Consider the following 13279-nt stretch of genomic DNA (forward strand, 5'->3'; position numbering starts at 1 on the left):
GGGCCCGGACACTCCGTGTGTCCGGGCCCGTCCTGAGAACCACCGTCAGTGGGCGGCGGCCTCCCAGTTGGCGCCGACGCCGACGGAGACGTCGAGCGGGGCGCGCAGCGGGTAGGCGCCGGCCATCTGCTCGCGGACGATGGTCTCGACCTGCTCGCGCTCGCCCGGGGCGAGTTCCAGCACGATTTCGTCGTGCACCTGGAGCAGCATCCGGGAGGTGAGCCCGGCCGCGCGCAGGGCGTCGTCCACCCGCAGCATGGCGATCTTGACGATGTCGGCGGCCGAGCCCTGGATGGGGGCGTTGAGGGCCATCCGCTCGGCCATCTCGCGGCGCTGGCGGTTGTCGCTGTTGAGGTCGGGCAGGTAGCGGCGGCGGCCGAGGAGGGTCTCGGTGTAGCCGGTGGCGCGGGCCTCGTCGACGACCCGGTGCAGGTAGTCACGCACGCCGCCGAAGCGCTCGAAGTAGGTGTCCATCAGGCCCTGGGCCTCGGCCGGCTTGATGCCGAGCTGCTGGGACAGCCCGTACGCGGACAGCCCGTACGCGAGGCCGTAGGACATCGCCTTGATCTTGCGGCGCATCTCGGCGTCGACGGCGGCGCCGGGGACCTCGAAGACCTGGGAGGCGACGGTGGTGTGGAGGTCCTCGCCGGTGGCGAAGGCCTCGATCAGCGCCTCGTCCTCGGAGAGGTGGGCCATGATCCGCAGCTCGATCTGCGAGTAGTCGGCGGTGAGCAGCGACTCGTACCCGGCCCCGACGACGAAGGCGCGGCGGATGGCGCGCCCCTCCTCCGTACGGACCGGGATGTTCTGCAGGTTCGGGTCCTGCGAGGAGAGCCGGCCGGTGGCGGCGACCATCTGGTTGAAGGTGGTGTGGATCCGGCCCTTGGGCGAGACCGTCTTGAGCAGGCCCTCGACGGTGGTGCGCAGCTTGGCCTGGTCGCGGTGGCGCAGCAGGATGACGGGCAGCTCGTTGTCGGTCTGGGTGGCCAGCCAGGTGAGCGCGTCGGCGTCGGTGGTGTAGCCGGTCTTGATCTTCTTGGTCTTGGGGAGGGCGAGGTCGCCGAAGAGGATCTCCTGCAGCTGCTTGGGCGAGCCGAGGTTGAACTCCCGCCCGGCGGCGGCGTGGGCCTCCTCGACGCAGCGCTGGATCTCGGCGGCGAACTGGGTCTCCAGCCGGGTGAGCCACTCGCGGTCGGCGGCGATGCCGTAGCGCTCCATGCGGGCGAGCAGGGCCGCGATGGGCAGTTCCATGTCGTGCAGCAGCCCGGCGGCACCGACCTCGGCGAGGCGGGTGTCGAAGAGCGCGGCGAGGTCGAGCACGGCGCGGGCCTGGAGCATGAGCGCCTGGGCGTGCGCGGCCGGGTCCTCCTCCGGCGCGTCGAAGGCGAGTTGGCCGCTCTCGGCCGCCGGGGCGGGGGTGAGGGAGCGGGCCAGGTACTCCTCGGCGAGGACCTCCAGGGTGAAGGTGCGGCGGCCGGGCTTCTCCAGGTAGGCGGCGAGCGCGGTGTCGGCGACGACCCCGGCGACGGTCCAGCCGCGTTCGGCGAAGGCACGCATGACCTGCTTGGCGATGTGCAGCGCCTTGGGGGCGGCCGGGTCGGCGAGCCAGCCGGCGAAGGCCCGCTCGTCCTCCTCGGCGAGCAGCGCCGGGTCGAACCAGGCGGCCGACTCCCCTGCAGCGAGGGCGACTTCGGTGACCTCGCCGGTGCCGAGCGCCCACTGGTAGACGGCGGCCAGCGCCACCGTCGTCTTGCCGTCGGAGGCGTGCTCGCCCAGCCAGGCGGCGAGCGTGCCGGGATCGGTGAGCAGTTCGCCGTCGACCTCGACGCCGGGGGCGAGCTCGGGCTCCGCCGAGGCCTCGCCGGCGGCCGGGTCGATGCCGAAGACCCGGTCGCGGAAGTTGGCGTTGCGGAACTCCAGCGACTCCATCAGGGTGCCGACGGCGTCCTTGTCGAAGGGCCGGCGGGCCAGGTCGGCGACGCCCAGCGGGAGTTCGACGTCGCGGACCAGCTCGGTGAGGACCCGGTTGCGCTTGACGGAGTCGAGGTTGTCGCGCAGCTTCTCGCCGATCTTGCCCTTCACCTCGTCGGCGCGGGCGACGAGTTCGTCGAAGGAGCCGAACTGGTTGACCCACTTGGCGGCGGTCTTCTCGCCGACGCCGGGGATGCCGGGCAGGTTGTCGGACGGGTCGCCGCGCAGGGCCGCGAGGTCGGGGTACTGGCGCGGGGTGACGCCGTACTTCTCGGTGACCTTCTCGGGGGTGAAGCGGGTGAGCTCGGAGACGCCCTTGGTGGGGTAGAGCACGGTGACGTGGTCGGTGACCAGCTGGAGGGAGTCGCGGTCGCCGGTGACGATGTCGACGTCGTAGCCGGCCGCCTCGGCGGCGGTGGCCAGGGTGGCGATGATGTCGTCGGCCTCGAAGCCCTCGACCGTCATCCGGGGGACGTTCATGGCGTCGAGGAGTTCGCCGATCAGGCCGACCTGGCTGCGGAACTCGTCCGGCGTCTTGGCGCGGTTGGCCTTGTAGTCGGGGAACTCTGCGGAGCGGAAGGTCTGCCGGGAGAGGTCGAAGGCGACGGCGAGGTGGGTGGGCTGTTCGTCGCGGACGGTGTTGGCGAGCATCGAGGCGAAGCCGTAGACCGCGTTGGTGGGCTGGCCGGTGGAGGTGTTGAAGTTCTCCACGGGCAGGGCGTAGAAGGCCCGGTAGGCCATCGAGTGCCCGTCGAGCAGCATCAGCCGGGGCCGCGGGCCGGCCCCGCCGTCACCCGTCGCGCCCTTTTCCGTACTCTGCGTTGCCACGTCAACGTCCGTTCCTGCCGATTCCACTTCCGGCCACCGATCCTATGGCCCGGCACCGACAAAAGGGGCGCCGCGCCAGCTCGGCCACCGCCACTACCAGTGAGTAGGACGGTCGTACGATCACAGGCAGCACCACGACGCGACACCCGAACCACCCCCGAGCGGCAGGAGTTCCCCCCATGACCGACATGGCCGACGCGACCCCCGGCACCGCCCCCGTCCTGAAGGTCCCGCAGGACGTGCTGGACCACTTCGCCAAGCTCGGGGTGAGCCCGGAGACCTTCTCCGGCGGCCACCTCGGCGAGAAGCTCGGCATCCGGATCGTCGAGGCCTCCGGCGACCGGGTGGTCGGCACCATGCCGGTGGAGGGCAACCAGCAGCCGTACGGGCTGCTGCACGGCGGCGCCTCGGCGGCGCTGGCCGAGACGCTGGGTTCGATCGGCGCGATGCTGCACGCCGGCCCGGGCCGGTACGCGGTGGGCGTGGACCTCAACGCCACCCACCACCGCTCGGCCACCTCCGGCCTGGTCACCGGGGTGGCGACGGCGGTGTTCAAGGGCCGCACGGCCGCCACGTACGAGATCGCGATCACCGACGACACCGGCAAGCGGGTCACCAGCTGCCGGCTGACCTGCATGCTGCGCGACCTGTAGCAGGCGCGGCGCCCGCGGCGCGCTGAGCGCGTGCGGCACGAGCAGCACACCCGGCACGCACAGCGCACGCAGCACGCCCACCCCACGCAGCACGCACAGCCCACGTGGTACGCCCAGCCCCCGCAGTACGTGTTCAACGCGCCGTCAGTCACGGCCCGTTCAGCCCCACGAACACCAATTCCCTTGGTCGCCCCCTCGTTTGACCCTCCGCCCGCTTGGGCAGGCGTTGGTCTGAGCGAGGGGGCGTCGGCATGTCCGGGTGCGATCGACGCGTCTCCCACCCCTCCTCCAGCCCTTCCTCCACCCTTTGTAACGCAGCGTAATAAGTTGGAAATCCACGCACGTGGCAGTTCCGGCGCTCCGCAAGGGTCAGGGGTCCTTTGGCCGCGCGCTTCCTGTCCGCAATGCGGACGTGCACGCTCGAAAGCAGCACATCGGACACCAGTGTCCGATTATCGGCAGTGCCAGCCGCAACCCCCATTTCTGGCCCTTACATCACTTCACCAGCGCGTAAACGCCCGACGCTTCGGGGCCGGTCGAGCCGGAACGGCCACATGCTGAGACGAATGCTCCGTGTGCTCATAACAAGAGAATCACAGCCTGCTCACACCACTGCCCGAGCCGCCCCCACGACATCTAGAGTCACGGCCAGTCACCGCGCCATCCGGAAAGGGCCCGGCCCTCCGCGCATCCCGGCTCCCGCCAATCGGCGCGGGCGCCTCCTGAACCGAAGGGGACCCTCGTGCGTCACCGTTCAGCAATTGTCGTGAGCATTGCCGTGATCGGCGCCCTCAGCCTCAGCGCCTGCGGCTCCCGCGGCGGCAAGTCCGGCGACAACGCCGGCAGCAAGGACAACAGCGGCAGCACCACCGTCGTGATCGGCGTCGACGCCCCGCTCACCGGCGACCTCTCCGCCCTCGGCCTCGGCATCCGCAACTCCGTCGACCTCGCCGTCAAGACCGCCAACGCCACCAACGAGGTCCCCGGCGTCAAGTTCGAGATCAAGGCCCTGGACGACACCGCCAAGCCCGCCCCCGGCCAGCAGAACGCCACCCAACTGGTCAGCGACACCAAGGTCCTCGGCGTCGTCGGCCCCCTCAACTCCAGCGTGGCCCAGTCGATGCAGCAGATCTTCGACGACGCCGGCCTCACCGAGATCTCCCCCGCCAACACCGGCGTCGCCCTCAGCCAGGGCGAGAAGTGGGCCACCGGCGACAAGAAGCGCCCCTTCAAGTCCTACTTCCGCACCGCCACCACCGACGCCGTCCAGGGCCCCTTCGCCGCCCAGTTCCTCTACAACGACGCCAAGAAGACCAAGGTCTTCCTGATCGACGACCAGAAGACCTACGGCGCCGGCCTCGCCGCCACCTTCAAGGGCGAGTTCACCAAGCTCGGCGGCACCCTCGCCGGCGAGGAACACGTCAACCCCGACGACCGCGACTTCTCCGCCATCGTCACCAAGGTCAAGGCCTCCGGCGCCGACGCCGTCTACTACGGCGGCGAGTACCCCGCCGCCGGCCCGCTCTCCCTCCAGCTCAAGGACGCCGGCGTCAACATCCCCCTGATGGGCGGCGACGGCATCCAGAGCGACGAGTTCATCAAGCTCAACCCCAAGAGCCAGGGCGACTTCGCCACCGCCGTCGGCCTGCCCGTCGAAACCCTCGACACCGCCAAGAAGTTCATCGCCGACTACAAGGCCGCCAACTACAAGGACGCCTACGAGACCTACGGCGGCTACTCCTACGACAGCGCCTGGGCCATCATCGAGGGCGTCAAGAACGTCGTCGCCGCCAACAACGGCAAGCTGCCCACCGGCGACGCCCGCAAGGCCGTCCGCGACGCCGTCCAGAAGGTCTCCTTCAACGGCGTCACCGGCAAGGTCTCCTTCGACGAGTTCGGCGACACCACCAACAAGCAGCTCACCGTCTACACCGTCAAGAACGGCAAGTGGGCCGTCGAGAAGTCCGGCACCTTCAACGGCTGACCGCCCCTCCGGAACCCCACACCGGCAGCACCGGCACCACCAGCACCCAGCACCCAGCACCCAGCACCACCAGCGCGCGGGGGCGCCACGAGTGCCCCCGCGCGCCCCCACATCCACCACCCACGCGGACACCCCAGAACGCACTACGGAGGCCCAGCGGTGCACGACCTACCGCAGCAGCTGGCCAACGGCCTGATCCTCGGCGCCCTCTACGGCCTCGTCGCGATCGGCTACACGATGGTCTACGGCATCGTCCAGCTCATCAACTTCGCCCACGGCGAGATCGTCATGGTCGGCGGCTTCGGCGCCCTGACCGCCTACCTCGCCCTCCCCGGCGGCACCACCCTGTGGCTGGCCCTGCCACTCATGCTGATCGCCGGCATCCTGGTCTCCACCCTCACCGCCGTCGCCGCCGAACGCTTCGCCTACCGGCCGCTGCGCAACGCCCCCCGGCTCGCCCCCCTGATCACCGCGATCGGGCTGTCCATCTTCCTCCAGCAACTCGTCTTCTCCTTCTACCCCGACGCCAAGAAGGCCCGGGTCTTCCCCAAGATCCCCGGCGACCCCTTCAGCCTCGGCTCCGTCACCGTCCAGCGCAGCGACCTCTTCCTGATCATCGCCGCCCCCCTGTGCATGCTCGCCCTCGGCTGGTTCGTCACCCGCACCCGCTCCGGCCGCGCCATGCAGGCCACCAGCCAGGACCCCGACACCGCCAAACTGATGGGCATCGACACCGACCGCATCATCGTCATGGCCTTCGCCATCGGCGCCGCGTTCGCCGCCGTCGCCGCCGTCGCCTACGGACTGCGCAGCGGCCAGGTCGACTTCCGGATGGGCTTCATCCTCGGCCTCAAGGCCTTCACCGCCGCCGTCCTCGGCGGCATCGGCAACATCTACGGAGCCATGCTCGGCGGCCTCGCCCTCGGCCTCGCCGAAGCCCTCGCCACCGGCTACATCCAGCACCTCCCCGGCATGCACCTCTTCGGAGGCGGCGCCTGGAAGGACGTCTGGGCCTTCGTACTCCTCATCCTCGTGCTCCTCGTCCGGCCCCAGGGCCTGCTCGGCGAGCGCGTCGCGGACAGGGCGTGACCACCATGACCACCACCAGAACCGAGACCACCCCGGTCATCCCGCTGCCCGCCACCGCCGCCACCGCCCTCACCGGCCTCGGCGCCCTCGCCGTCGCCGCCTCCGCGGCCATGTCCTGGACCTGGACCAGCGACTTCCCCGGCGACCTCACCTACTACGGCTCCCCCGCCGGCCTCCAATGGCTCGCCGTCACCGCCGGCCTCCTCACCCTCGCCCTGCTGCTCGCCACCCACGGCACCCCCGGCCTGCGCTGGGCCGCCCCCACCCGCAGCAACAACGCCGTCCTGTACGCCGCCACCGGCGCCCTCGCCGTCGCCGCCTACTCCGTCGCCGCCATCTCCACCGAACTCGGCGGCCTCGCCAACCTCGAACCCGGCGGCTGGGTCCTCGCCGCCGGCGGCCTCCTCGGCCTCCTCGGCGCCCTCGGCCTCCCCCTCGAACGGCGCACCCACGTCCCCCTCCGCATCCTCGACAAGCGGCTCTTCCTGCTCCTGCCCGCCGCCCCCATCGGCTGGATCGCCGCCCACGCCATCCCCGGCGACAAGCCCGTCGCCCCCGTGATGACCGCCCTGGCCGGCGCCCTCGCCATCGCCGCCGGCGCCGTCCTGCTGCTCCAGCTCGGCCACCTCGCCAACAGCCGGCTGCGCCTCGGCAAGATCGACCGCCCCCTCCCCACGCCCCGCGAACTCCCCTCCTGGGTCGAGGTCCTGCTCATCGTCGCCGCCTTCGGCGTCGGCTCCTACGCGATCACCTTCGGCATCGACACCGACTACGGCGAGCTCTTCATCGGATACCTCCTGCTCGTCGCCTTCATGATCGCCGCACTCGCCGGCTCGGGCCTGCTCGGCAGACTGCGCGCACTGACCATCAAGTACCGCCCGGTCACCACCGGCGCCGCCTTCGCCGCCGCCGCCAGCTTCCCGTTCCAGACCGGCGAGCAGTACGCCTCGGTCGCCACCAACATCCTGATCTTCGCGACCGTCGCCCTCGGCCTCAACATCGTCGTCGGCCTGGCCGGCCTGCTCGACCTCGGATACGTCGCCTTCCTCGGCGTCGGCGCCTACGCCGCCGCCCTGGTCTCCGGCTCCCCCGCCTCACCCATCCACGTCCAACTGCCCTTCTGGGCCGCGGTACTCGTCGGCGCCGCCGTCTCCATGGTCTTCGGCGTCGTGATCGGCGCCCCCACCCTGCGCCTGCGCGGCGACTACCTCGCCATCGTCACCCTCGGCTTCGGCGAGATCTTCCGCATCACCATGCAGAACCTCAACGGAACCACCGGCCCCAACGTCACCAACGGCTCCAACGGCATCCCCCGCATCCCCGAACTCAACATCTTCGGCTTCGACTTCAGCCAGACCCACGCCCTCGGCGGCCTCCAGATCGGCCGCTTCGGCAACTACTACCTGCTGATGCTGCTCGTCACCGCCCTCGTCGTCCTGGTCTTCGCACGAGTCGGCAACTCCCGCATCGGCCGCGCCTGGATCGCCATCCGCGAGGACGAGACCGCCGCCGAAGCCATGGGCATCAACGGCTTCCGCCTCAAACTCCTCGCCTTCGCCCTCGGCGCCTGCCTCGCCGGCGTCGCCGGCACCGTCCAGGCCCACGTCACCTACACCGTCACCCCCGACCAGTACACCTTCGCCGACGCCCTGCCCCCCAATTCCGCCTTCCTCCTCGCCGCCGTCATCCTCGGCGGCATGGGCACCATCAGCGGCCCACTCGCCGGCGCCACCCTCCTCTTCCTCATCCCCAAGAAGCTCGAATTCCTCTCCGACTACCAGCTCCTCGTCTTCGGCGCCGCCCTCATCGTCCTGATGCGCGTGCGCCCCGAAGGCCTCATCCCCAACCGCCGCCGGCAACTGGAGTTCCACGAAGCCGACGAACCGGCCCAACCCCTCGCCGACGACGACACCACCGCACTCACCAAGGCAGGGGCGTGACCCGCCAGATGACCACCACAACTACGCCCCTGCTCGACGTCACCGGCGTCACCATGCGATTCGGCGGCCTCACCGCCGTCAACGACGTCTCCCTCACCGTCGGCGAAGGCGAGATCATCGGCCTGATCGGCCCCAACGGCGCCGGCAAGACCACCTTCTTCAACTGCCTCACCGGCCTCTACGTCCCCACCGAGGGCTCCGTCAGCTACCGCGGCACCGTCCTGCCCCCCAAACCCCACCTCGTCACCCAGGCCGGCATCGCCCGCACCTTCCAGAACATCCGGCTCTTCGCCAACATGACCGTCCTGGAGAACGTCCTCGTCGGCCGCCACACCCGCACCGACGAAGGCATCTTCTCCGCCATCCTCCGCCTCCCCCGCTACAAGAAGGCCGAAGCCGAGAGCCGCGCCAAGGCCATGGAACTCCTCGCCTTCACCGGCCTCGCCGACAAGGCCGACCACCTCGCCCGCAACCTCCCCTACGGCGAACAGCGCAAGCTCGAAATCGCCCGCGCCCTCGCCTCCGACCCCGGCCTGCTGCTCCTCGACGAGCCCACCGCCGGCATGAACCCCCAGGAGACCCGGGCCGCCGAGGAACTCGTCTTCGCCATCCGCGACCAGGGCGTCTCCATCCTCGTCATCGAGCACGACATGCGGTTCATCTTCAACCTCTGCGACCGCACCGCCGTGCTCGTCCAGGGCCAGAAGATCGTCGAAGGCGACCGCGAGACCGTCCAGAACGACGAACGCGTCATCAGCGCCTACCTCGGCACCCCGCTCGAAGGCACCACCCCGGCCGTGCCGGAGACCGTTACGGAGACCGACCAGTGACCGCACTCCTTGAGGTCGAGGACCTCCGCGTCGCCTACGGCAAGATCGAAGCCGTCAAGGGCATCAGCTTCACCGTCCACCAGGGCGAGGTCACCACCCTCATCGGCACCAACGGCGCCGGCAAGACCACCACCCTGCGCACCCTCTCCGGCCTCCTCCGACCCACCGCCGGCCGGGTCACCTTCGACGGCCAGGACCTCAGCACCGTCCCCGCCCACAAGATCGTCGCCCTCGGCCTCGCCCACTCCCCCGAAGGCCGGCACATCTTCCCCCGCATGACCATCGAGGAGAACCTCCTCCTCGGCGCCTTCCTGCGCACCGACGCGGCCGGCATCGCGGCGGACGTGGAACGGGCCTACACCCTCTTCCCCATCCTCGGCGAACGCCGCCGCCAGGCGGCCGGGACGCTCTCCGGCGGCGAACAGCAGATGCTCGCCATGGGCCGGGCGCTGATGTCCCAGCCCAAGCTGCTCATGCTGGACGAGCCCTCGATGGGCCTCTCCCCGCTGATGATGCAGAAGATCATGTCCACCATCGTCGAGCTCAAGGCGAGCGGCACGACCATCCTGCTGGTCGAGCAGAACGCCCAGGCCGCACTGTCGCTCTCCGACCGCGGCTACGTCATGGAGACCGGCCGCGTCGTCCTCTCCGGCACCGGCGCGGACCTCCTCCACGACGAGTCCGTCCGCAAGGCGTACCTCGGCGAGGACTGAGCCCGTACGTGGAAGGGCCCGGCAGAAACCGTTCTGCCGGGCCCTCCTCATGTCCGTGCTACTCGGACTTACCCTCTTCCGCCTTCTTGCGGTCCTGGGCCTCGCCCTCCTCGATGACCGCCTCGGCCACCGCCGCCATCGTCATCCGCCGGTCCATCGAGGTCTTCTGGATCCACCGGAACGCCGCCGGCTCCGTCAGCCCGAACTTCGTCTGCAGCACACTCTTCGCCCGGTCCACCAGCTTCCGGGTCTCCAGCCGCTGGGTGAGATCCCCGATCTCCTTCTCCAGCGCCCGCATCTCGGTGTACCGCGACACCGCCATCTCGATCGCCGGCACCAGGTCCGACTTCGAGAACGGCTTCACGATGTACGCCATCGCCCCGGCGTCCCGGGCCCGGTCCACCAGCTCCCGCTGCGAGAACGCGGTCAGCATCAGGACGGGCGCCAGGTGCTCCTCGTGGATCTGCTCGGCAGCCGAGAGCCCGTCCAGAACCGGCATCTTCACGTCGAAGATCGCCAGATCCGGCTTCAGCTCCTTCACCAGCCGTACCGCCGTCTCGCCGTCCCCCGCTTCGCCGACGACGGTGTACCCCTCCTCCTCCAGCATCTCCTTGAGGTCGAGGCGGATCAGCGCCTCGTCCTCGGCGATCACGATCCGGGTGATCTGGGGCGAATCGGTCTCAAGCGGCTGTGCCTGCTCGTCGGCGGTGCTCACTGCGCTCCTAGTTCCGGCGGGGTACTGCAGTAATCGAGGGTACCTAGCAGCGGCCGACCACACACAGCCGGTATGCTCTGTCGGGACTGACCCCGCCGGGTTGGTGGAACGGCATACACGGATGTCTCAAACACATCTGCCCGAAAGGGCTTGCGGGTTCGAATCCCGCACCCGGCACCCCTCTCACCTCGGCTGTTCAGCCTTTTCCGGATTTCGCCCCGGATTCCGCGTGCCTCATCCCGCTTTCTCCAACGGTTCCAGCTCGACCATGAGCCGCATGCCGAGTGCCTCGGCGAACCGCTCCAGTACGACGATCGTGGGCATCGTTCCGCCCGACTCGAAGCGGGCCACCGCGGGCTGCTGCATGCCGGCCGCCGCCGCCAGCTGCGCCTGGGTCATGCCGAGCGCCTCCCGGCGCAGCCGAACCTTCTCCCCCAGCTCGAACCGGATCCGCGCCGCCTCGTACGCCGCACCGGCACCCGGTCGATTCAGAATCTCCTCGCGCATGACACGCCAGGACGTGCGCTCGCTCATCTCGCCCACTCCTCTTCCTCATCAACGGTGTGCTGTTCGGCTACACAGCGGCGCAGCGCCCGCCTCGCGCGGTCGACCTCGCCGACTTCCCGCATGCGCGTCTTACGGAAGACGGTCAGCAGGACGATCCTCCTGCCGGACGCGATCCAGTAGGTGATGCGCATGTCCAGCTCGTTCAGGTGGAAGCGCAATTCCCGAAGCTTGCCGTCCAGTTGCCTGGTGTGCGGCTCCCCGAGCAGCGGGCCACGAACGGCGAGCAGGTCGACGTAGAACGCTACCGTCTCCCGATCGTCCTGGCCCAGCCCGAGGATCCAGTCCCGGACCTCCGGTTCGAGCTCCACCTCTCCCCATGTCATAACACAGATGTTATGGAGCCGCCACAGGCTCGACCCCGCAGATTCGACGGCCGACGGGCGGCATCCCTCTGAACGAGGGATGCCGCCCTCGAACGGCCGCTCGGAATCTGCTCAGGCGTCCAGGGTCCCCACGTGGTGGACGCGGACGAGGTTGGTGGAGCCGGCGAGGCCCGGGGGCGAACCCGCCGTGATGATGACGATGTCGCCCTTCTGGCAGCGGCCGAGGGAGAGCAGGGCCGCGTCGACCTGTTCGACCATCTGGTCGGTGGTCGGGGCGAAGGGGCCGAGGAAGGTCTCCACGCCCCAGGTGAGGGCGAGTTGGCTGCGTACGGCCGGTTCGTAGGTGAAGGCGAGCACCGGGATGGGTGAGCGGTAGCGGGTGAGCCGGCGGGCGGTGTCGCCGGACTGGGTGAAGGCGACGAGGTACTTGGCGTGCAGGAAGTCACCGATCTCGGCCGCCGCGCGGGCGACGGCGCCGCCCTGGGTCCGCGGCTTGCTGCCGGTGGTCAGCGGGGGGAGTCCTGCGGCGAGGACGTCGTTCTCGGCGGCCTCGATGATCCGGCCCATGGTCCTGACCGTCTCGACGGGGTACTTGCCGACCGAGGTCTCCCCGGAGAGCATGACCGCGTCCGTGCCGTCGAGCACCGCGTTGGCGACGTCGGAGGCCTCGGCGCGGGTCGGCCGGGAGGCGTTGATCATCGAGTCGAGCATCTGGGTGGCGACGATGACCGGCTTGGCGTTGCGCTTGGCGAGCTTGATGGCGCGCTTCTGGACGAGCGGGACCTGTTCGAGGGGCATCTCCACGCCCAGGTCCCCGCGGGCCACCATGATGCCGTCGAAGGCGTCCACGATGGAGTCCAGGTTCTCGACCGCCTGCGGCTTCTCGATCTTGGCGATGACCGGGACGTGCCGCCCCTCCTCGTCCATCACCCGGTGCACGTCCTCGATGTCGCGCCCGTTGCGGACGAAGGAGAGCGCGATCAGGTCGGCCCCGGTGCGCAGCGCCCACCGCAGGTCGGCGACGTCCTTGTCGCTGAGTGCGGGGACGGAGACGGCGACGCCGGGGAGGTTGAGGCCCTTGTGGTCGGAGACGAGTCCGCCTTCGATGACGAGACATCGCACCCGGGGGCCGTCGACGTCGACGACCTCCAGGGTCACCCGTCCGTCGTCGACGAGGATGCGTTCGCCGCGGTCGACGTCGCCGGCGAGGCCGGCGTAGGTGGTGCCGCAGATGTCCTTGTCCCCCACGACGTCCTTGTCGGTGGAGATGGTGAACTCGTCGCCGCGTTCGAGAAGTACGGGTCCGTGGGCGAAGGTGTCGAGCCGGATCTTCGGGCCTTGAAGGTCGGCGAGGACGCCGACGCTCCGGCCGGTTTCGTCGGAGGCCTTGCGGACGCGACGGTAGCGTTCCTCGTGTTCGGCGTGGGAGCCATGGCTGAGGTTGAGTCGGGCGATGTCCATCCCGGCGTCGACCAGGGATTTGATCTGGTCGTACGAGTCGGTGGCCGGCCCGAGGGTGCAGACGATTTTTGCTCGGCGCATACTGCTGAGGGTAGGCATTACCGGCGCGTAACCTCGACGTGGGTCAGGACTGCGGGATGACCGTTGGGGTAAGGGGAGTTGAACAATCTGACACACCCTCGGACCGGTGTGCGAAGGTCTGTCC

Annotated in this window: 11 protein-coding genes and 1 tRNA gene; 7 read left to right on the top strand and 5 right to left on the bottom strand. The window is 69.7% G+C overall.

The window, feature by feature from the left end:
- Window positions 1-45: 45 nt before the first annotated feature.
- The gene (gene polA / locus ACZ6Z8_RS05530; RefSeq protein WP_465607473.1) at window positions 46-2733 is read right to left on the bottom strand and encodes a DNA polymerase I; all 2688 of its coding nucleotides are present in this window, start codon (window positions 2731-2733) and stop codon (window positions 46-48) included.
- Between the two features lie 254 nt (window positions 2734-2987).
- Between polA and ACZ6Z8_RS05535 the strand changes: the two genes are divergently transcribed.
- The 6 genes from ACZ6Z8_RS05535 to ACZ6Z8_RS05560 all read left to right on the top strand — a co-directional run bounded on the left by ACZ6Z8_RS05535 (window position 2988) and on the right by ACZ6Z8_RS05560 (window position 10008).
- Window positions 2988-3452, top strand: a complete 465-nt coding sequence (locus ACZ6Z8_RS05535) for a PaaI family thioesterase (protein WP_402823017.1) — start codon at window positions 2988-2990, stop codon at window positions 3450-3452.
- Between the two features lie 742 nt (window positions 3453-4194).
- The gene (locus ACZ6Z8_RS05540) at window positions 4195-5436 is read left to right on the top strand and encodes a branched-chain amino acid ABC transporter substrate-binding protein (RefSeq protein ID WP_465606632.1); all 1242 of its coding nucleotides are present in this window, start codon (window positions 4195-4197) and stop codon (window positions 5434-5436) included.
- 159 nt (window positions 5437-5595) lie between these two features.
- Complete coding sequence (locus tag ACZ6Z8_RS05545; RefSeq protein ID WP_030281863.1) at window positions 5596-6525, top strand: branched-chain amino acid ABC transporter permease; 930 nt, start codon at window positions 5596-5598, stop codon at window positions 6523-6525.
- A gap of 5 nt (window positions 6526-6530) precedes the next feature.
- Window positions 6531-8465: a branched-chain amino acid ABC transporter permease gene (locus ACZ6Z8_RS05550; RefSeq protein ID WP_465606634.1), complete on the top strand. Its 1935-nt coding sequence runs from the start codon at window positions 6531-6533 to the stop codon at window positions 8463-8465.
- Window positions 8466-8473: 8 nt separating this feature from the next.
- On the top strand, window positions 8474-9295 hold the full coding sequence (locus tag ACZ6Z8_RS05555; protein WP_465607475.1) for an ABC transporter ATP-binding protein: 822 nt from the start codon (window positions 8474-8476) through the stop codon (window positions 9293-9295).
- Complete coding sequence (locus ACZ6Z8_RS05560) at window positions 9292-10008, top strand: ABC transporter ATP-binding protein (protein ID WP_465606636.1); 717 nt, start codon at window positions 9292-9294, stop codon at window positions 10006-10008. Before ACZ6Z8_RS05555 ends, ACZ6Z8_RS05560 begins: the two co-directional genes overlap by 4 nt.
- A 58-nt stretch (window positions 10009-10066) precedes the next feature.
- On the opposite strand, the gene ACZ6Z8_RS05565 is transcribed toward ACZ6Z8_RS05560, so the two are convergent.
- Entirely contained in the window at window positions 10067-10723 is a 657-nt protein-coding gene (locus ACZ6Z8_RS05565) for an ANTAR domain-containing response regulator (protein ID WP_465606638.1), read from the bottom strand.
- A gap of 94 nt (window positions 10724-10817) precedes the next feature.
- Between ACZ6Z8_RS05565 and ACZ6Z8_RS05570 the strand changes: the two genes are divergently transcribed.
- Window positions 10818-10900, top strand: a tRNA-Leu gene (locus ACZ6Z8_RS05570).
- Window positions 10901-10957: 57 nt separating this feature from the next.
- On the opposite strand, the gene ACZ6Z8_RS05575 is transcribed toward ACZ6Z8_RS05570, so the two are convergent.
- From ACZ6Z8_RS05575 to pyk, 3 genes are all read right to left on the bottom strand, one after another.
- Entirely contained in the window at window positions 10958-11257 is a 300-nt protein-coding gene (locus ACZ6Z8_RS05575) for a helix-turn-helix domain-containing protein (protein WP_465606639.1), read from the bottom strand.
- Complete coding sequence (locus ACZ6Z8_RS05580; RefSeq protein WP_402822822.1) at window positions 11254-11613, bottom strand: type II toxin-antitoxin system RelE/ParE family toxin; 360 nt, start codon at window positions 11611-11613, stop codon at window positions 11254-11256. The genes ACZ6Z8_RS05575 and ACZ6Z8_RS05580 overlap by 4 nt, the downstream gene beginning before the upstream one ends.
- Window positions 11614-11724: 111 nt before the next feature.
- Complete coding sequence (gene pyk / locus ACZ6Z8_RS05585; RefSeq protein WP_465606641.1) at window positions 11725-13155, bottom strand: pyruvate kinase; 1431 nt, start codon at window positions 13153-13155, stop codon at window positions 11725-11727.
- Window positions 13156-13279: the final 124 nt, after the last annotated feature.

The sequence above is a fragment of the Kitasatospora sp. NPDC101108 genome, from assembly GCF_055584725.1.

Bases quoted from the DNA above. Each gene is read 5' to 3' on its own strand.
- polA (WP_465607473.1), bottom strand. From the start codon at position 2,733: ATGCTGCTCGACGGGCACTCGATGGCCTACCGGGCCTTCTACGCCCTG.
- ACZ6Z8_RS05535 (WP_402823017.1), top strand. From the start codon at position 2,988: ATGGCCGACGCGACCCCCGGCACCGCCCCCGTCCTGAAGGTCCCGCAG.
- ACZ6Z8_RS05550 (WP_465606634.1), top strand. From the start codon at position 6,531: ATGACCACCACCAGAACCGAGACCACCCCGGTCATCCCGCTGCCCGCC.
- ACZ6Z8_RS05555 (WP_465607475.1), top strand. From the start codon at position 8,474: ATGACCACCACAACTACGCCCCTGCTCGACGTCACCGGCGTCACCATG.
- ACZ6Z8_RS05575 (WP_465606639.1), bottom strand. From the start codon at position 11,257: ATGAGCGAGCGCACGTCCTGGCGTGTCATGCGCGAGGAGATTCTGAAT.
- ACZ6Z8_RS05580 (WP_402822822.1), bottom strand. From the start codon at position 11,613: ATGACATGGGGAGAGGTGGAGCTCGAACCGGAGGTCCGGGACTGGATC.
- pyk (WP_465606641.1), bottom strand. From the start codon at position 13,155: ATGCGCCGAGCAAAAATCGTCTGCACCCTCGGGCCGGCCACCGACTCG.